General features: G+C 38.3%; 25 protein-coding genes and 2 pseudogenes. 21 read left to right on the plus strand and 6 right to left on the minus strand.

Features of this window, described 5'->3' with window-relative positions; all coding sequences use genetic code 11:
- The first annotated feature begins 64 nt into the window (after positions 1–64).
- Entirely contained in the window at positions 65–1789 is a 1725-nt protein-coding gene (gene ezrA / locus FNL60_RS04470) for a septation ring formation regulator EzrA (protein ID WP_002264984.1), read from the plus strand.
- 303 nt (positions 1790–2092) lie between these two features.
- Here ezrA and FNL60_RS10600 read toward each other — a convergent pair whose 3' ends face one another.
- Entirely contained in the window at positions 2093–2326 is a 234-nt protein-coding gene (locus FNL60_RS10600; protein WP_307777636.1) for a hypothetical protein, read from the minus strand.
- On the opposite strand from FNL60_RS10600, the pseudogene FNL60_RS10605 reads away from it, so the two are divergent.
- The 14 genes and pseudogenes from FNL60_RS10605 (at position 2273) to FNL60_RS04540 (ending at position 11851) form a co-directional block, all read left to right on the plus strand.
- Positions 2273–2477 (plus strand): annotated as a pseudogene (locus FNL60_RS10605) (hypothetical protein). The gene FNL60_RS10600 and the pseudogene FNL60_RS10605 sit on opposite strands and share 54 nt — an antisense overlap.
- Before the next feature lie 486 nt (positions 2478–2963).
- A complete protein-coding gene (hisC, locus tag FNL60_RS04480; RefSeq protein ID WP_002280215.1) occupies positions 2964–4013 on the plus strand; it encodes a histidinol-phosphate transaminase in 1050 nt (349 codons plus the stop codon).
- Entirely contained in the window at positions 4010–4972 is a 963-nt protein-coding gene (locus tag FNL60_RS04485; protein ID WP_002280216.1) for an ATP phosphoribosyltransferase regulatory subunit, read from the plus strand. The genes hisC and FNL60_RS04485 overlap by 4 nt, the downstream gene beginning before the upstream one ends.
- A gap of 9 nt (positions 4973–4981) precedes the next feature.
- Complete coding sequence (hisG, locus tag FNL60_RS04490; RefSeq protein WP_002267268.1) at positions 4982–5629, plus strand: ATP phosphoribosyltransferase; 648 nt, start codon at positions 4982–4984, stop codon at positions 5627–5629.
- Positions 5626–6909, plus strand: coding sequence for a histidinol dehydrogenase (gene hisD, locus FNL60_RS04495; RefSeq protein ID WP_002280217.1), 1284 nt, complete (start codon positions 5626–5628; stop codon positions 6907–6909). The genes hisG and hisD overlap by 4 nt, the downstream gene beginning before the upstream one ends.
- Complete coding sequence (gene serB, locus FNL60_RS04500) at positions 6896–7543, plus strand: phosphoserine phosphatase SerB (protein ID WP_002280218.1); 648 nt, start codon at positions 6896–6898, stop codon at positions 7541–7543. Before hisD ends, serB begins: the two co-directional genes overlap by 14 nt.
- The gene (hisB, locus tag FNL60_RS04505) at positions 7540–8124 is read left to right on the plus strand and encodes an imidazoleglycerol-phosphate dehydratase HisB (protein ID WP_002263176.1); all 585 of its coding nucleotides are present in this window, start codon (positions 7540–7542) and stop codon (positions 8122–8124) included. Before serB ends, hisB begins: the two co-directional genes overlap by 4 nt.
- Positions 8125–8139: 15 nt before the next feature.
- Entirely contained in the window at positions 8140–8493 is a 354-nt protein-coding gene (locus tag FNL60_RS04510; protein ID WP_002265596.1) for a YrdB family protein, read from the plus strand.
- Positions 8490–9095: an imidazole glycerol phosphate synthase subunit HisH gene (hisH, locus tag FNL60_RS04515; protein WP_002269764.1), complete on the plus strand. Its 606-nt coding sequence runs from the start codon at positions 8490–8492 to the stop codon at positions 9093–9095. The genes FNL60_RS04510 and hisH overlap by 4 nt, the downstream gene beginning before the upstream one ends.
- A gap of 296 nt (positions 9096–9391) precedes the next feature.
- Positions 9392–10111 carry a 1-(5-phosphoribosyl)-5-[(5-phosphoribosylamino)methylideneamino]imidazole-4-carboxamide isomerase gene (hisA, locus tag FNL60_RS04520; protein ID WP_002271070.1) on the plus strand — a complete coding sequence of 240 codons (720 nt, stop codon included), beginning with the start codon at positions 9392–9394 and terminating at the stop codon, positions 10109–10111.
- 2 nt (positions 10112–10113) lie between these two features.
- On the plus strand, positions 10114–10869 hold the full coding sequence (gene hisF / locus FNL60_RS04525) for an imidazole glycerol phosphate synthase subunit HisF (protein ID WP_002270035.1): 756 nt from the start codon (positions 10114–10116) through the stop codon (positions 10867–10869).
- Positions 10869–11210: a phosphoribosyl-AMP cyclohydrolase gene (gene hisI / locus FNL60_RS04530; RefSeq protein ID WP_002267427.1), complete on the plus strand. Its 342-nt coding sequence runs from the start codon at positions 10869–10871 to the stop codon at positions 11208–11210. The genes hisF and hisI overlap by 1 nt, the downstream gene beginning before the upstream one ends.
- A gap of 143 nt (positions 11211–11353) precedes the next feature.
- Positions 11354–11668, plus strand: coding sequence for a phosphoribosyl-ATP diphosphatase (hisE, locus tag FNL60_RS04535; RefSeq protein WP_002263183.1), 315 nt, complete (start codon positions 11354–11356; stop codon positions 11666–11668).
- 12 nt (positions 11669–11680) lie between these two features.
- Positions 11681–11851 carry a DivIVA domain-containing protein gene (locus FNL60_RS04540; protein ID WP_002280219.1) on the plus strand — a complete coding sequence of 57 codons (171 nt, stop codon included), beginning with the start codon at positions 11681–11683 and terminating at the stop codon, positions 11849–11851.
- A gap of 62 nt (positions 11852–11913) precedes the next feature.
- Here FNL60_RS04540 and FNL60_RS10485 read toward each other — a convergent pair.
- A pseudogene (locus tag FNL60_RS10485) lies at positions 11914–12090 on the minus strand (type II toxin-antitoxin system PemK/MazF family toxin); the annotation flags it as partial.
- 123 nt (positions 12091–12213) lie between these two features.
- The gene (locus FNL60_RS04550) at positions 12214–12540 is read right to left on the minus strand and encodes an Eco57I restriction-modification methylase domain-containing protein (protein ID WP_002263185.1); all 327 of its coding nucleotides are present in this window, start codon (positions 12538–12540) and stop codon (positions 12214–12216) included.
- A gap of 62 nt (positions 12541–12602) precedes the next feature.
- Between FNL60_RS04550 and FNL60_RS04555 the strand changes: the two genes are divergently transcribed.
- The 3 genes from FNL60_RS04555 (at position 12603) to FNL60_RS10645 (ending at position 14805) form a co-directional block, all read left to right on the plus strand.
- A complete protein-coding gene (locus tag FNL60_RS04555) occupies positions 12603–13265 on the plus strand; it encodes a hypothetical protein (protein ID WP_002280220.1) in 663 nt (220 codons plus the stop codon).
- Positions 13266–13359: 94 nt separating this feature from the next.
- On the plus strand, positions 13360–14316 hold the full coding sequence (locus tag FNL60_RS04560) for an Abi family protein (protein ID WP_002280221.1): 957 nt from the start codon (positions 13360–13362) through the stop codon (positions 14314–14316).
- Positions 14317–14346: 30 nt separating this feature from the next.
- A complete protein-coding gene (locus tag FNL60_RS10645; protein ID WP_018110207.1) occupies positions 14347–14805 on the plus strand; it encodes a DUF6290 family protein in 459 nt (152 codons plus the stop codon).
- Positions 14806–14987: 182 nt separating this feature from the next.
- Here FNL60_RS10645 and FNL60_RS10650 read toward each other — a convergent pair whose 3' ends face one another.
- Both FNL60_RS10650 and FNL60_RS04570 read right to left on the minus strand, forming a co-directional pair.
- Positions 14988–15074 (minus strand): putative holin-like toxin, encoded by an 87-nt coding sequence (locus tag FNL60_RS10650; protein ID WP_226706633.1) that lies wholly within the window; start codon positions 15072–15074, stop codon positions 14988–14990.
- A 131-nt stretch (positions 15075–15205) separates the two neighbouring features.
- Positions 15206–15850, minus strand: a complete 645-nt coding sequence (locus FNL60_RS04570; RefSeq protein ID WP_002263190.1) for an HAD family hydrolase — start codon at positions 15848–15850, stop codon at positions 15206–15208.
- An 88-nt stretch (positions 15851–15938) separates the two neighbouring features.
- On the opposite strand from FNL60_RS04570, the gene FNL60_RS04575 reads away from it, so the two are divergent.
- Both FNL60_RS04575 and FNL60_RS04580 read left to right on the plus strand, forming a co-directional pair.
- Positions 15939–16307 (plus strand): GNAT family N-acetyltransferase, encoded by a 369-nt coding sequence (locus tag FNL60_RS04575; RefSeq protein WP_002268281.1) that lies wholly within the window; start codon positions 15939–15941, stop codon positions 16305–16307.
- Positions 16308–16374: 67 nt separating this feature from the next.
- The gene (locus FNL60_RS04580; protein WP_002268282.1) at positions 16375–17487 is read left to right on the plus strand and encodes a glycerate kinase family protein; all 1113 of its coding nucleotides are present in this window, start codon (positions 16375–16377) and stop codon (positions 17485–17487) included.
- A gap of 76 nt (positions 17488–17563) precedes the next feature.
- On the opposite strand, the gene FNL60_RS04585 is transcribed toward FNL60_RS04580, so the two are convergent.
- On the minus strand, positions 17564–18016 hold the full coding sequence (locus FNL60_RS04585; protein WP_002267447.1) for a YueI family protein: 453 nt from the start codon (positions 18014–18016) through the stop codon (positions 17564–17566).
- Between the two features lie 148 nt (positions 18017–18164).
- On the opposite strand from FNL60_RS04585, the gene FNL60_RS04590 reads away from it, so the two are divergent.
- Complete coding sequence (locus FNL60_RS04590) at positions 18165–18434, plus strand: hypothetical protein (protein ID WP_002269350.1); 270 nt, start codon at positions 18165–18167, stop codon at positions 18432–18434.
- Positions 18435–18461: the final 27 nt, after the last annotated feature.

The following is an 18461-nucleotide window of genomic DNA, read 5'->3' on the forward strand; positions in this document are numbered from 1 at the left end:
ATGTTATAATCGTAACGTTATGGACTACTTTGAATAATAATAAAGACAATTTAAGGAGATTGAGATGTCTAGCGGAATTGTATTGCTGATAGTGGCAATTGTATTGGTAGTGATTATTGCCTATCTTATTGCTATTATTATCAGAAAACGAAATGATTCGTTAATCACAAAATTGGAAGAACGCAAACAAAATCTTTTTGATTTGCCCGTCAATGATGAAATTGAAGAAGTAAAGAAACTGCATTTGATTGGTCAAAGTCAAACGACTTTTCGTGAATGGAATCAAAAATGGGTTGATTTGTCACTCAATTCATTTAGTGATATTGAAAATCATATTTTTGAAGCAGAAAACCTTAATGATACCTTTAATTTCATTCGTGCTCATAGTCAAATTAATAATATTGAAAGCCAGTTAAATCTAGCAGAAGAAGATATTAAGGCAATCAGAGAAGCGCTTGCTGTTTTGAAAGAGCAGGAAGAAAAAAACAGTGCTCGTGTTTTACATGCGCTTGAAATGTATGAAAGTTTGCAAGCTTCTATTGAAGAAGGAGATAGCAATTTTGGTATTACCATGCCTGAAATCGAAAAGCAGCTCAAAAATATTGAAGCTGAATTCTCGCAATTTGTAACTTTAAATTCATCTGGAGATCCTGTTGAAGCATCGGAAATTCTTGATCGTGCTGAAGAACATACCATTGCTCTTGGGCAAATGACGGAGAAAATTCCTGCTATTGTGGCTAAATTGGAAGATGATTTCCCAGATCAATTGGATGATTTGGAATCAGGCTACCGCCGTCTTTTGGAAGAAAATTATCATTTCCCTGAAAAGAATATTGAGGAACGTTTTCAAGAAGTTCGTGAAGCTATTGGCAATAACTCCAATGAACTTGTTTCCCTAGATCTTGATAAGGCTGAGTCTGAAAATGAAGCGATTCAGGAAAAAATTGATTCTCTTTATGATATTTTTGAACGTGAAATTCGTGCGCATAAGAATATTGTCAAAAGCAAAAAGATTATCCCGGCTTACTTGGAACATGCCAAGAAAAATAATGAGCAGTTAGAAGCAGAAATTGAGCGTCTCAATCACAGATATATCTTAAATGAAAAAGAAGAACTCAATGTGCGTGACTTTAATGAAGAAATAGCTAGTGTAGAAAAAGATGTCTTGCCGATTATTGAGAATTTTGATACTCAAGAAAAACCATTCTCTGTTTTGGAAGACAAATTTGATCGTGCTATTAAGAAACTTGACCTTGTTGAAGAAGGTCAGCTGGATGTTTTTAATAGCTTAAAAAACATTGAAAATGTTGAAAAGACGGCACGTCAGAAATTAGATAGCTATATTAATCGGCTTCATGCCATTAAACGTTTTATGGAAAAACGCAATTTGCCTGGTATTCCGCAAGATTTTCTCAGTGTTTTCTTTACAACAAGTGCTCAGTTAGAAGCCTTAATGGATGAGTTGAATCGTGCTCGTATTCATATTGAAACCGTCAATCGGATGACAGAAGCAGCGACAGTAGCTGTAGAGAATTTGGAAGAAACGGCTTACCGTGTTGTTCAAAATGCAACACTGACAGAGCAGTTGCTGCAATATTCAAACCGTTACCGCAGTTTTGAACCAAGTGTTCAAGAAAGCTTTGATATTGCCCTTAAGCTCTTTGAAACTGATTATGACTACCAAGGTTCTTTTGATGAAATTTCTTATTCTTTAGAGACAGTAGAACCCGGCGTTACTGATCGTTTTGTTTCTTCTTATGAAAAAACGCGTGAAACCATTCGATTTTAATGATACTGTATCAAACATTTGATGCTGTATAGATTGAGAGTTTGGGACGACTTTTGTCTCAAACTCTTTCTATATTTAAGATAGAATGGGCACCATCGTTGATTATTTTACAATCAAATTTAGACGGCACTGGCACATTAGCGGGTAGTGCTATTACTAAAGGTATTGCCGGATATAACTTACCATTTTAATAAGTTGTTAATATATGGAAAGGCAAGTCATCATGATACTTTCAAAAAGATCACTTTATCTAAATTATGGCTATTTATTTAGCCTGCCAATTATTTTGTTAGCCTCAGCTTTTTAGAAAATACAAGTGTTAAGATTGTTATTTTTGTCCTTTTTATAGTTGAATCTATCTTGGTCACTGCATTTTGCTGGAAAGACTTTGTAAAAATCTTCAAAGGCATTATAGATTTTATGAAAAATAATATAGAAAAGTAACGGTTGTACCAGACTTAGCATTAGCTGCTGAAATTGCATATGCTCAGCAGTAAGGAAATGAGGTGCGGAATTTTGGCAGAAAAAACGAATCAAAAAAGATACTGAAATTATTGTATTGGTCATGCTGTTGGCTTCAATGGCACTTGCTTGGCTCTTGTGGCCAATATTAAAGGTCTTAGCTGGTTTTGTATTTATTTTAATTATGGCTGCTGCTATTTTTCAGTTTTCATCTGAAAAACAGTAGATAGATCAATTAATAACCAAGAGCTTGGGACAATAGTGACCTAGCTCAAACAAAAGAGCAACGGCTTCAAAACCGTTGCTCTTTGAATAAGAGATAGTAGTAATAAAATACCATTACGATGATATCATAAGCATTATCGCCCATTTATTGGCAGTCAGATAAAATTTAAGGCTTGCAATATTCAGAATTTTCTTGTAAAATAAAGAAAATAGAAAAGCGATGAGAGAAAAAAATCTAAGAAATGAAACAGAGAGTATGGGAAGCTGAAAACATACAAAAAGCTTAGGTAACACATTCTTGAGTGCGGGTGCCAAATCGTGGGAAAGTAGTGCTCGACGGGTTATTCACGTTACGAATAGGAGTTTCAAACTCCTTGAGGGTAGTCTTGGCGACAGGCTACTGAATGAAGGTGGAACCACGTGTGTGTCAGCGTCCTTGCAAATTTTTTGCGAGGGCGCTTTTTTGAATAGTTTGTTGAGGTGACATATGATTAGAGGATTACGACAAATTGAACCTTATGTAGCAGGAGTTCAACCTGCTGAAAGGAAGATGATTAAGTTGAATACCAATGAAAATGCTTATGGTGCTAGTCCCAAAGTTCGTGAGGCTTTAGCCAATTTTGATGTTGATAATTTACGTAAGTATTCGACGCTTGAACAGGCTGATTTGCGAGCTGCCTTGGCTAACAATTTAAAGGTTAAGCCTGAACAGTTGATAATTGCTAATGGTTCAGATGATGTTTTATCTATTGCTTTCTTGGCCTTTTTCAATAACGATGAACCCGTCCTTTTCCCAGATTTAACGTATGGTTTTTATAAGGTTTGGGCAGATCTTTATCGGGTTAACTATCATGAAATTCCTTTAGCTGAGGATTTCACCATAAACACAGAAGACTATTTAGCTGATAATGGCGGGATTATCTTGACCAATCCTAATGCCCCTACTGGCATTTACAAGCCTCTGAATGAAATTGAAAAGCTTCTCAAAGCCAATCAAGATACCGTAGTCATTATTGATGAGGCTTATATCAGTTTTGGCGGCCAATCGGCTCTTTCCTTATTAAATAAGTATAATAATCTTGTTATTACACGTACCTTTTCTAAGGATGCGGCTTTAGCAGGTTTGCGCGTTGGTTATGCCATTGCCAATGAGCCTTTGATTGCTGTTATGAATGCTGTTAAACATTCCATCAATCCTTATTCTGTTGATTTGTTGGCTGAAAGGTTGGCGACGGCAGCCGTTGAAGACTGGTCCTATTATCAGGAAAATGCTAAAAAGATTCAAAAGACCCGAGCTTGGTTTTCTGAGCAGTTAGTCAAACAAGGTTTTGATGTTTTGCCTAGTCAAGCAAATTTTGTCTTGACAAAACCCCATGATCTTGCGACAGCAAAGCTATTTGAAGAATTAGAAGCTAGAAAAATTTATGTCCGCTATTTTCCAAAAGTCGAACGGATTAAAGATTATTTGCGGATTTCGATGGGGACACAAGAGGAAATGGAAGAGGTCGTTAAGGCCATTGAGGAAATAAGAGGATGAAGAAAACAAGTTTACCAGTTGGCATGCACGATAAGCTCTTCAAGCGAGCACGTGTCATGTATGAGATTGAGCGAGATATTAGTAATCTTTTAATTAAACAAGGTTTTAATCGCATTGAGACGCCTACTTTGGAACATTTTGAAGTTTTTGCGGATGACGTTTCTTCTGAGCATTACCACCTTTTTGATAAGAAAGGAAATCTCCTCAGTCTGCGTCCCGACATTACCAGCCAAATCGGTCGCGTCATTGCTTCGACACGTGTTGAAACACCGATTAAGTTCTCTTATTCGGGCAAGGTTTTCAAGTATAATGAGGAGCTACGCGGTTTGGCTAATGAGCACACACAAGCAGGTGTTGAAATTGTTGGCTACAAGACTCAAGATGCCATTAAAGATGCTCTGCTTTCAGCTAAAGATGCTTTGAAAGCCAGTGGCTTAAAAGATTATAAATTTGAATTTTCTCATGCACATATCTTGCAGACCATTTTTGCAAATTTAGACATTCCTGAAACTGCTAAGAAAGATTTGGCCACTTTCATTCAAGATAAAAATGTCACAGGTCTTAACGAATTTACCCATCGTTACCCTAGTGAATTTGATGCCTTGATAAGACAGCTTCCTTTTCTTTTTGGGGAGAGTCATCAGGTCTTGAAAAAAGCTCGCCAGTTAACTAATCATCAGACAATCTTATCAGCCCTGACTGATTTGGAAGACTTGTTGCAAGAACTGGCGGTTTCATTGGCAGAGATTACTTTGGATTTGGCACAAATTGCTAGTATGCCTTATTATACGGGACTTATGTTCAAGGTATTTGGCGATAAGATTCCAGATGCTTTTGTATCAGGTGGTCGCTATGATAAGCTGTTTGAGCGTTTTGGTGCTAAAGAATTAACAGCCATCGGTTGGGCACTTGATATTGATAGTGTTTATCAGGCTATCCATGATCACATTCGCTTTTAGGAGGGAATTATGACAAAACAATTAACCATTGCCTTGACAAAAGGGCGAATTGAAAAGGATACGGTCAAATTACTTGAAAGAGCGGGTTTTGACATGTCTTTCATGGCTGATAAGGGCCGTAATCTGATTTTTGAAAGTCCAGATAAAAGCTTTCGTTTTCTGCTTGTTAAGGCACCAGATGTCACAACCTATGTTCGTCATGGTGTAGCTGATATTGGTGTTGTGGGAAAAGATGTTCTGATCGAACATCCAACAGGTTACTTGGAAATGCTGGATCTCAATTTTGGACTTTGCAAATTTTCAGTAGCCTCCACACCAGATTATAATCCTAGTGATCATAAACGCAAGCGGATTGCAACCAAATATCCAACAGTTGCCAGAGACTTTTTTAATCAAAAAGGGGAGGATGTTGAAATTATTTCTATTCAAGGAAGTGTGGAAATTGCCCCTGTTATTGGTTTAGCGGATGCCATTGTCGATATTGTTGAGACAGGCAATACACTAGTCGCTAATGGCTTGGAAGTCTTTGAAGATATTTGTCGTATTTCAGCTCGCATGATTGTCAATAAGGCCAGTTTGAAAAATAAACCAGAATTATTGGCTTTCATCAAGAAAATGGAAGACCTTGTCGGTGATAGAGAGGTGGCTTTTAAATGAAACGTTTAACAGGAACAAATGAAGAGATTTCTAACATTTTATATCAAGAGCAGCTGGAACTCAGCAAGGAAAATTTAGATGTTGAAGCGACTGTTCGTGAGATTATCGAAAAAGTCAAAGAAGAAGGTGATGAGGCTTTACGAGCTTATTCTGAAAAATTTGATCATGTTGTATTATCTGAATTGCACGTTTCGGATCAAGTTGTCAATGAAGCTTTTGACAAGATTGATAAAGATGTTCTCACAGCACTTGAAAATGCAAAAGCTAATATTGAATCTTACCATAAGCAACAATTAGAAGGAGGTTTTGAAGATCAGCCCTCTCAAGGGGTGCTTCGCGGACAGCTGATTCGTCCCATTGAGCGCGTTGGTGTCTATGTTCCCGGTGGAACAGCAGCTTATCCATCATCTGTACTCATGAATGTTATTCCAGCTAAAATTGCTGGTGTGAAAGAAATCATTATGATTACACCGCCGCAGGAACATTTTGTCCCAGCTATTTTGGTTGCTGCCAAACTGGCCGGTGTTGATAAAATTTATCAGGTTGGCGGTGCCCAAGGAATTGCAGCTTTGGCTTATGGCACACAAACACTGCCTAAAGTGGATAAGATTACAGGCCCGGGCAATATCTTTGTAGCAACTGCTAAAAAGTTGGTTTATGGTGTGGTAGGCATTGATATGATTGCTGGACCATCGGAAATTGGTGTCATCGCAGATAGTACAGCCAATCCTGTTTATGTGGCTGCTGATTTGCTGTCTCAAGCAGAACATGATATACGTGCCCGTGCTATTCTCGTGACTAACTCAGCTGAATTGGCTGATGCGGTTGAATTAGAAATTGAAAAGCAGTTGCAAACCTTGCCACGTCAAGCTATCGCTCGTCCTTCAATTGAAAATAATGGTCGAATTATTATTGCCCAAGATGTGGAGAGCATGTTTGAACTCATGAATTTAGTGGCGCCAGAGCACTTAGAAATTGCTATAGATAAAGCTTATGATTATTTGGAACGGGTACAAAATGCTGGTTCGATTTTCCTTGGACATTACACCAGTGAACCAATTGGTGATTATTATGCTGGTGCCAACCATGTGCTGCCGACAACAGCTACCAGTCGTTTTTCATCAGCACTTGGTGTGCATGACTTTGTCAAACGCATCCAATACACGCAATACAGTAAGGCTGCCGTTAATGCAGCTGAAAAAGGCATTACAACCCTTGCCTATGCCGAAGGTTTGCAGGCACATGCCAGAGCAATTGAGGTGAGAAATGACAAAAACTAAGGGACTTTTGGTCATGGATGTTGACTCTACCCTTGTTCAGGAAGAAGTCATTGATCTTCTTGGAGATGAGGCTGGAGTTGGTCAGCAAGTTGCCGATATTACCGAGCGGGCCATGCGAGGGGGGTTGGACTTTCGTCAGGCACTTGAGGAGCGTGTGGCAACCTTGGAAGGATTACCAGAATCTATTGTTGACAAGGTTTATGCCCGCATTCATTTCAATAAAAATGCCAAGGAATTGGTGGCGGAATTGCATGCGCGTGGTTACAAAGTCGGTCTGGTTTCAGGTGGCTTTCATGAGACAGTCGACAGATTAGCAGCAGAAGCTGGCATTGATTATGTTAAGGCTAACCATTTAGAAGTCGTTGATGGTGTCCTGACTGGCAAAACATACGGAGATATTGTGACCAAGGAAATCAAAGTACAAAAGCTCCGCGATTGGGCAGCAGAAAATGAACTTGTCCTTTCACAAACCATTGCCATGGGTGATGGTGCCAATGACTTGCCCATGATTCATGAGGCAGGAATCGGTATTGCCTTTTGTGCCAAACCAATTGTCCGCCAACAAGCACCCTACCAAATCAATGAACCAGATTTGTACAAAGTGATTGAAATATTAGATGAGGTGAAAAAATGAGACAAGCAAAAATCGAACGCAATACCTTTGAAACCAAGATTAAGCTGAGTTTGAATTTAGATACACAGGAACCTGTGGATATTCAGACAGGCGTGGGCTTTTTTGACCATATGCTAACCCTTTTTGCTCGTCATGGACGGATGTCCTTGGTGGTTAAGGCTGATGGCGATTTGCATGTGGATAGTCATCATACGGTGGAAGATGTCGGTATTGCTCTTGGTCAAGCCCTGCGCCAAGCCTTGGGAGATAAGGTAGGTATTAACCGTTATGGGACAAGTTTTGTGCCCATGGACGAAACCTTGGGCATGGCCAGCCTTGACCTGTCCGGCCGTTCTTATTTGGTTTTTGATGCGGAATTTGACAATCCGAAATTAGGCAATTTTGATACTGAATTGGTAGAAGAATTCTTCCAAGCTCTTGCTTTTAATGTTCAAATGAATCTGCATTTAAAGATTTTGCATGGTAAGAATAACCACCACAAGGCAGAAAGTCTCTTTAAAGCAACTGGCCGTGCGCTTCGTGAAGCAGTGACCATCAATCCAGAAATTAAGGGCGTTAATTCTACAAAAGGGATGCTTTAAGATAAGGTGAATTCCGTGAGAAAAATTTTTTCAAGTTTGACACTTCTTTTTCGTTTTGTCTTGGAGGTTTCGGCAATAATTGGTTTAGCCGCAGCAGCATTTTGTGAGTACAGTCTGGTAGTCAGAGTTTTATATCCTTTCTTGGGACTGATTATTGCTCTCATTTGGTCTCGCTATGGTGCTCCGAAGTCTACTAATAGCCTGAAGGGAAGAGCTAAATTCGCTCTGGAATGTTTCGTCTACGGTCTGACCATTTTCTGTTTTGCGATGATTTATGATCAAACTTTTACTCTTATTTTTGCGCTGATAGTAGTCATTGATTTAACTGCTATGTATGCTTTGGATTTAGAGAGAAAGGAGACCTTATGATTATAGTTATTGATTACGACGCAGGCAATACCGCTAATGTCCTGCGGGCTTTGGATAAACTTGGTGTCAAGGCAGAACTATCAGCGGATCCGCAAAAGATTGTGGCAGCTTCAGGTTTGATTTTGCCAGGAGTTGGTGCCTTTCCAGCTGCCATGGCTGAACTTGAAAAAAGAGGCCTTGTGACTGTTATCAAAGAAGCTGTTGCCAAAGGAATACCCCTTTTAGGCATTTGTCTGGGTATGCAATTATTAGTGGAAAAAGGTTTGGAACACTGTGAGACAGCTGGTTTTGGCTTTATTTCTGGTATTTGTCGAGAAATTTCAGCTAAAGCTGGTTTTCCTGTTCCCCATATGGGCTGGAATGATTTGCAGGTCAAGCAGAAGTCAGCTTTGACAGCCGGTTTGCAAGGTCAGGCTGTCTATTTCGTGCATAGCTACTTTACAGATGTCCCCCAAGAATACATTGATGTGACGGTTGACTATTCTATTGAAGTACCAGCCATGATTCACAAGGATAATGTCTACGGCGCTCAGTTCCACCCTGAAAAATCGGGTGATGTCGGACTAGGTATTCTCAAAAAATTTGTGGATTTGTGTGACTGATGGAAATAAAATTAGAAAGAACGGTTCATTCAAACATTTTTTGAACCGAACCCGAGCTAAAGTCTAGGAATGACCACGTTATTTCTGACTAGATAATTAAGAAAGAGAAAGGAAATGAGTTCGAGCTAAAAGCTCGCTTACTTGACTAAACTATATAGAAAGGAAAGTTCAGTTAGATTTTTCGAACTGAACCCGAGCTAAAAGCATCGAGAAAAAGATAAACTTCCTAGTGACAAAGTCACGTCGTCAGTTTCCTATTTTCTTCTTGCTTTCTTAACGCTCTTGGTATCTTAATTATGCAAATTCTTCCAGCTATCGATATTAAAAACGGTCATGCTGTCCGCCTTGTCAAGGGGGATTTTGAGCAAGAGACGGTTGTTAATGATAATGTTCTCGACCAAGCTAGTATTTTCATGGAAGCAGGTATCCAATACATCCATGTTGTCGATTTGGATGGTGCACTTGAAGGTCGGGCTGCTAATCGTGATTTAATTGCCAAGATTAAAGAAATGACAGGCTTGGCTATTGAAGTCGGCGGTGGTATTCGCACCATTGAACAAATTGAAGATTATTTATCTGTCGGTATTAATCGTGTGATTATTGGTTCTATGGCAGTTAAGCATCCCCAATTTGTCAAGGAAGCTCTGGATAAATTTGGCAGCGATAAAATTGTTGTTGGTATTGATGCTAAAAATGGGATGGTAGCTACAGAAGGTTGGCTGGAGACTAGCACCGTTGATTACATCAGCCTAGCTTTAGAGATGGAAAAAATGGGTGTCAGACTTTTTGTCTATACTGACGTTGACCGTGATGGCACATTGACAGGCCCCAATTTTGAGCATTATGAGAAACTAATTGCTCACTTGACAAGTGCCAAGGTTATTGCCTCAGGTGGTATCCATGCCCTGTCAGATTTGCAACAATTAGAAAAGATTGGTGTTGCCGGAACCATTGTCGGCAAAGCTTATTATAATGGCGATATTAGTCTAAAAGAATTAAGAGAATTTGAGGGTTAGCCATGTTAAAAAAACGGATTATTCCTTGCCTAGATGTCAAGGATGGACGCGTCGTTAAGGGTGTTAATTTTGTTAATCTGACTGATGTTGGTGATCCTGTTGATGCTGCGCGTGCTTATTATGAAGCGGGTTGTGATGAACTGGTCTTTTTAGATATTACAGCAACCTCGGACAATCGAGAAACGACAGTGGATATGGTAAGGCATGTAGCGGACCAAGTCTTTATTCCCTTTACCGTTGGCGGTGGTATTCGTTCAGTTGATGATATGAATAAAATGCTCAAGGCTGGTGCCGATAAGGTCGCTGTTAATTCATCGGCTATCGCCAATCCCCAGTTAATCAAGGATTGTGCTGAGAAATTTGGCAGTCAATGCGTGGTCGTTGCCATTGATGCGCGCAAAGAAGCAGATGATTCTTGGCATGTTTACATTGCAGGTGGCCGAAAAGATACAGGCATTGATCTCTTATCTTGGGTTAAAGAAGCCGTTCAGCTGGGTGCTGGCGAAATTCTCCTAACAAGCATGGATAAGGACGGCACCAAGTCTGGTTTTGACTTAGATATGTTAAATGCTGTTGCCCAATTGGCTGATATTCCCATCATTGCCTCAGGTGGTGCCGGAAATATGGAGCATATGGTGGAAGTTTTTGAAAAGACCCCAGCAACAGGTGCCTTAGCAGCATCCATTTTCCATTATGGCGAGGTTTCTATCGCGGATACCAAAAAAGCCATGAAAGAGCATGGAATCGAGGTGAGATAATGACCGATTTATCATTAGATTTTAAAAAACAAGGTGGTCTATTACCAGTTATTGTGACAGACTGTCAGACGGGACGAGTTCTCATGCTGGCTTATATGAATGAAGAGGCTTATCAAAAAACTTTAGAAAGCAAAGAAATGTACTACTGGAGCCGCTCTCGCAATGAACTCTGGCATAAGGGAGATACCAGTGGCCATTATCAGTATGTCAAGTCCATCAAGACAGATTGTGACCAAGACACCCTCCTCATTGCCGTAGAACAAGTCGGCGCCGCCTGCCATACAGGAGCTTACTCTTGTTTTTTTAATGAGATTTATGGTCAAGAACAAGATGAAAATTAAGCTCTGCTATTTTCAAAAAATCGAAAGAAAGGAAATGAGTTCAAGCTAAAAGCTCGGAATTGAGATAAATTATCTGGGAAATCCTGATTTCCCGATAATTTCCTAAAATTCGGTCGCTTTTTAGACACTCTCACATTTTAATTATGCTAGAAACACTTTACAAAGAAGCGCTAGATCGCAAAGAAAACCCTAAGGAAGGCTCTTATACCAATTATCTTTTTGATAAGGGATTGGACAAGATTCTCAAAAAAGTTGGTGAAGAAGCAACCGAAGTGGTTATCGGTGCCAAAAATGCTGACAAGATTGAGATTGCGAGTGAAACAGCCGACCTTCTTTATCATTTGGCTGTCATGCTGGTTGAGACTGGTGTAACACCAGCCGATGTCGAAGCCGTTCTCAAGTCTCGCCAAGGCAAACAAAGTAATGTTCATGATCGCAAAGAGATTACGGATTATTAGGGAGTAGCAAAAATGATAACAGCAGAAGACATTGTAGAAAAACAGTTTTCTGCCACGTTTCGAGGTTATAATCAGGAAGAAGTTGATGAGTTTCTTGATGACATTACAGAAACTTTGAAGACCCTAGAAAAAGAAAATCAATCCTTTAAACGGCAAGTGAAAAGACTAAAAGAAGACCAGTGAGATTTATAAATCATTCAAAAAGCTGTCAAACATTTTTGACAGCTTTTTTGATAGTATTAAAATTAATCTACGAAAATATAGTGATACAGTTGCACGATCTTTTGAAATGCCTCCGTATCTAATTGTCCAACCTTTTGGATGTTTCTTGCCCTATAATCAAAGGTATGGAGTTGAAAAGGATTAACGAACCCATCAATAGTTGGATGACTAAGGTCAACCAGAAGATGTTGTGCTTTTATAGTGTTTTAGTTTATCTTTGCTTACTTCGTTAGTTCGTTTTGCCATACTCCAGTACTGCCTGCAGCGCTGCGATGCAAGGAGGTGAAAAGCATCACAGAACGAACGCTATCTGGCTATAAGCCTTACAGAACAAATGTTCGTTTTGTAGACAATTTAGTATCCACATAAGTAACAACAACTCTACCAGCAATACCTGTATTTGGAAAGACATTAACACTATTAGCTTCATAAAAGACTATTTTTAAATGTTCATCTGATAACATTTTTTCATTCCATAATTTTGGAGTACTACCAGCATTAAACAGAAAACGAGCTGGCGTTATCAAACTAACCTTATTTGCAATAATATAAGCCTCTTCCATAAACTCATGGTAAATTGGTGGTGCATAAGTTATATTATTTCCTAAGGCAGTATCTTGATATGGCGGATTACCGATAGATAACGACATCAAATTTCACATGATTTAATGCCTCCTCAATCTTTGTTTTTGCTTCTTCAAGAGAAGTTTTCATGGTATCTACTATTATAAGTGGTAGAGGAGTTTATAAATTATCTGATGTAGCGTTAAAGGATTATCCTGAAATAGCAGATATACAATCAAAAGGTCATAAATTTGACGTAGGTTCTTCAGCATTTAAAATACTTAAAGATATTATTTATTTTGAAGATAAACCAAAGACTGACAAGGACTATGTTCAAATATTAGGTCTACTTCAATCAGCAAGGGTTAGATATTGGATAGCAAAAGATTATCTTATTACACCAGAAAGTTTTTATAAATACAAAGTATTTATTCCTAAATCTGGTGGGAGTGGTACTATTGGAGAGAAAGAAAGCACAGTATTAATTGGAGAACCTGTAATAGGAATTCCTAATGAAGGAGCTACAGAAACGTTCTTATCAATTGGTACTTTTGAAACTGAAGGTGAAGCTAAATCAGCATTGAAATATATCAAAGGGAAGTTTGCTCGAACTATGCTTGGAATTTTAAAAATTACCCAAGATAATACTCGTGATAAGTGGAAATATGTCCCTCTCCAAGATTTCACTTCTAATTCTGATATTGACTGGAGCAAATCTATTCCAGAGATTGACCAACAGCTTTATAGGAAATATGGTTTATCCAAAGATGAAATTGATTTTATTGAGGAGAAGGTTAAGACTATGGAATAAAAATACTTGACAAAACACAGAGTACAAGATAAAATACAAACATAAGATTAGGTCAGGAAGCGTATGGCGCCCTGGCTATTTTTTTTGGAGAAAGATGAAAGAACATAAAACATTTAATCAACAATTAACTATCCTTCGTGGACGGGGGATGGTAGTGCCGACAAATGGTCAGCCTAAAAGATTTTTAGAGCAAGAAAATTATTATAATGTAATTAATGGGTATAAGGATTTGTTTCTAAGGAAAGATGCTAACAATCGGCCAGTCATTCCAGAAGAATATCTTGTGAATACTCATTTTGATGAATTGAAAAATTTATTCTTATTTGACAGAGAACTTCGTATGCTGTTTTTAAAATACTTACTAATTTTTGAGAATTCGTTGAAAACAACGGTTGCTCATACATTTACACAAGAGTATCCTAAAAAGAATGCTTATCTTGATATTAGTAATTTTGTGGATGATGCCCCTAAGAAAGTTCTTCAACAGATTTCAATTCTTACAAAAACGATTCATGACAAAGTGGATAAAACGGGAGCTGTTAAACATTACATAGAAGAACATGGGGAGGTTCCATTATGGGTTCTGGTAAATTTTTTAACTATAGGTAATATTGCCTATTTTTATAATATCTTAACAGACTCCATGAAAAATAAGATTGCTAAATTTTATGGTGACAAATATAATAAGCAATGTAAAGATAATATTAAAAGTTTGAAGTTATCAAACCAAGATTTTAGTTCAGGCCTAAAGGCTGTAAATCTTATTAGGAATATCTGTGCACACGATGAACGGCTTTATAACGTTAATCTGAAGAATGTGCGGATGATAAATATTGCTTCCTATCATAATATTACAAACTATGATAACAAACGGTTAGTCGTTATTATCTTGTTTTTGAAAGTGGTATTGGACAAACCATATTTCAAGATGTTTTTTAGTGATTTTGTTAAATTGTGCAAAAAGTATGAAGATCGTTTTCGGACGGTTACTTTTTCTGAAATTCTTACTGTTATGGGAATGAATTTAGAAGAATTGCAGAAAAATCTTTAGTCTAGTGAAATATTGGCAAAGGAGTATATCATGGCAGATAAAAGAATCTTTTGTGAACATTTCTTGGATGATGTTCCTTTTCATATTGAGAATCGTGAGTTAACACGAAAATTAAAAGGGAAAGATTATACTTTTAAGTGTCAGGAAGCTGTTTGTGATAACTGTAAGCAGCCTGTTTTTGTTACGGAAATTGATAAGGCTAATAGAGAGGCTCTTTATGCTTGTTTTAAGGCAGATGATTTATCAGAATATGTCCAAGCACACGGTCTTACCATTTCTGAGTTTGCAAGGCAAGCCATGTTGGAAAAAATAGAAGATGATTTACAAATTTTACGTCAAGCCATGGCAGAAGATGATGGAACACGTATTTCCCATCGAGAAGTTTTCAAAAAGTTTGGAACAAAAGTTTCAAACTCCTTCAATCTGTGCAACATCAAATGTTTGACGCAGTGGTTTATTGGAAGTCCTTATCTCTTGCTAGGCATTTGATAGCGGCCATCCTAATAAACTGTGCGGAGGTGGGACAACAAAATCGAAATCACTATTTCATGACGATTTACCGATTTTTGTCCCACTCTCACAGGACCGTTTTAAAGACGAGACGGATGAAGTTAACAGTAAAAACTGCTTTTTCGCAACTCTGTCAAAGTTGGAAGAGCGGTTTTACTGTTTTATTTTTTATCCTTAAGATAGGTCAATAAAGCCAATAACAGAATGTCAAAGTTTAACATGAACACGAGTGCCTCGTAAACCGACATGATGGTCACCTTACTAAAAAGAGTGTGTCATAAACACCACCTTTGAATCATTGCCATCCTGCCTTCGGAACTTCCCTATATCTCTTTATTGCAAAAACTCTGAGCAGATAGGAGCTGCTCAGAGTTTTTTGTTATAAAAGTATCTTTCTCAAGTTTTCTACTGTTTCTACGATAAACTTAGCACCTGCCGTTTCCAATTCTTCACGATTTCCAAATCCGTAAAGGACACCGATGGCATCTAGACCATTTTTTTTGGCACCAATGATGTCATGCTCTCGGTCACCGATCATGATGGTCGCTGAAAGGTCAGAGACTTGTGCACTTGTTAGAGCATAGGCAATGACATCGCCTTTTAGACGCTTGCTACCATCCATACTAGCACCTGCGACAAGGTCAAAATAATCAAAAAGTTCAAAATGCTTCAGGATTTGTCTGGCAAATTCTTCAGGCTTTGAGGTTGCCACTAATAGCTTTTTTCCTTGAGCCTTCAATCTTTCCAATAAATCAGGAATGCCTTGATAAACCTCATTTTCATAAAGCCCCTTATGGCGGAAATAGTCTCTGTAAAAATCCACAGCTTTAAGGCTATCTTCCTTTGAAAAATGGTAGAAGTTTTCAAAAGAATCTTGTAAGGGTGGGCCGATGAAACGGTAAAGTTCCTTCTTATCAGTCACTTCAATGTTAAATTTCTCTAGAGCATAAGCAAGAGAGTTGGTGATTCCTAAAGCAGGATTGGTCAGAGTTCCGTCTAAATCAAAAAGAATGGTTTGATACATGGTTTTACCTCATTAAATTAGTATAGCACAAAAAATGCATTAAAAATGGCTGTTTTATTGTATAATGAAAGAAAAAGGAGTAGCGGTGATGATCGTTCATTTTTCAGAAACAAGTGAAGAGTTAACATCTTTTTTTAATCAGATTTTTGAAGAACAATATGTTCAGTACTTTCAAGAAGCAAAACCTAAAAATCAGAAAAAACAAGTACAGTTTGTGGTCAAAGATGATGCTGCGCGCATTTTGGCAGCAGCTTCTTGTCAGCAACTTTACCAAACGCTGAAGATTGAAAATTTGGCAGTGGACAGTGTCTTTCAAAAGCAAAAATTTGGCAGTCAGTTATTGGATTATATCAAAGACTATGCGCGTGCTCATAACATTTTGACTCTGACCTTAAGCACGCGCTCCTATCAGGCCAAGGATTTTTATCTCAAGCAGGGTTTTCATATCTATGGCTAGTTAGCAGATGTGCCTTTTGAGGGTGTGACGACTTATTATTTTGTCTATAAGTTATAAGGAGGTGGCCATGCATATTCTTATTGCACCAGATTCTTTTAAAGAGTCTTTATCAGCTCTGGAAGTAGCACAGGCTCTTCAAAAGGGATTCTCTAAATCCTTGCCTCAAGCAACTTTTGATCTATTGCCCGTTGGTGATGGTGGCGAAGGAACCTTAGAAGCTTTGGCTTTGGGTTTACAGCTAACAAAAGCAAGTCATACGGTTTCAGGACCTTTTGGAGATCCTATTGAGGTTCAGTATGCCTACAAGGATGACTTGGCAGTTTTTGAAATTGCGGCCATTACAGGTTTGGAACACATTCCTAAAGACAAGAGAAATCCTTTGATAATTAGTAATCGTGGTATTGGTGAATTGCTTGTCTTTCTCGCTCAAAAAGGGATTAGAAGAGTTATGGTCGGTGTTGGCGGCAGTTCTAGCAATGATGGTGGTCTAAGTCTGGCAGCCGGATTGGGTTATGCTTTTTTTGATGATAGGGGAGAAAAAGTTGAAGCCATTGGGGCCAATTTGGGTAAAATTGTTAGCTTTTCGGATCAGGCTGTTCCTGCTTGTTTGAGAGATTTGGATGTGACGATTATTACAGATGTGACGAATTGTCTGTGTGGTCCGCAAGGGGCAACGTATACTTTTGCTGGTCAAAAAGGATTGGCAGAAACGGAATTTGCAGCAGTTGATCAAGCAATGCGTCGTTTCTATGAGCTTGTCAATCCAGCTATTTTGGAACTTCAAGGAGCAGGAGCAGGTGGTGGTTTGGCAGCTGGTTTGGTCACCTTTGCAGCTGGAAAAATTGTCTCAGGCATTGATGCGGTTTTAGATATTTTAGATTTTGAGCAGCATGTTCAAAAGGCAGATTTGGTAATTGTCGGTGAAGGACGTATGGATAAGCAGAGTTTATCGGGTAAGGCGCCAGTCGGTGTAGCTAGACGCACGCCGAGTAAAACGCCAGTCATTTCTATTTGTGGTAGTCTCAAGGATGATCTTCCTGATTTTCCAGTTGCGCATATTGCAGCAGCCTTTCCTATCATTTCAAGGGTTGATTCCTTGGAAAATACGCTGGCGCAGGCTAGCCAAAATCTGGAGAGAACAGCACAAAATATTGGTAATCTTTTAAGCTTAGATTTATAAAAAAACAAGCAATACCAGTTTCTTCTGCTTAGTTTTTAAAACTAAGGCAAATGAGCTGAGACTTGCTTGTTTTTAATTATTGGAACCATTTTTGCCAAAAGGTTTTTTTATGTGGCTGTCCAGTTTCTTTGCCGTTTGTGAAGAGTTGGGGATAAAGAGCCTTAATATCTGGATTATCAATGTTTTCAGCTTTGTCAGTATGTACTAGGAGTCCAAAAGGTGAATCGCTCTTATCTTCGGAAACAATAGTAGCTATCAGACCAGCTTCTTGTGTTTTTTTCATGTATAGCATCTGATTGGTCAGGGATAATTTTGGTGAAATTTTAAGAGAAAGAGAATCATATTTTGCCTTAAGATCCTGTAGAACCTGATCAAAATTTGCAAGGATAGCTTGATTTTCTGCATCCGCTAAGAGAATGCTTAAAACGAGGCGTTCAGCAAAAGTACCGAAATATTTTCTTTGCTCATCGGGATTTAAACGATGCTCACCATGGGCACTTTCTAAAATCTTCTTATCTAAATCAGTCATCTTTTCTTCACTTTCTACGTTTATTAGCTTTTAAAAAAATTATACACTATTTTAAAAAAGAAAGCTTGAAATGCTAAATGTTATTTGCTTTTTTAGGTGCTTTAGTGTTATAATACCAAGCAATAACTAAATGTTTGGGGAGTAGAAGATGGAAAATAAAACCAATGTTTGGCAGGTTCTAGGAATTATCTTTATCGTTTTAACTGCTATTTTCTTTATCTCCACAGCAACGCTGACGACTTTATATGTTTTGTCCAATCACGATGTTCATCAGTTAGTTGAAAGATCAGAAGATAAAGAAGACAAAATTGTTCATTATCGCAAGAGAATTAGAAAATATAAGGAAAAAGAAGTCGAAGATTATAAAAATAGTTACAGTTATGATGACTATGATTCCTCTAGTAGCTATGATGATTAAGCAGAAAAAGAAGTCAGGAAATATTTA

This window comes from Streptococcus mutans, assembly GCF_006739205.1.
Taxonomy (GTDB): Bacteria; Bacillota; Bacilli; order Lactobacillales; family Streptococcaceae; genus Streptococcus; species Streptococcus mutans.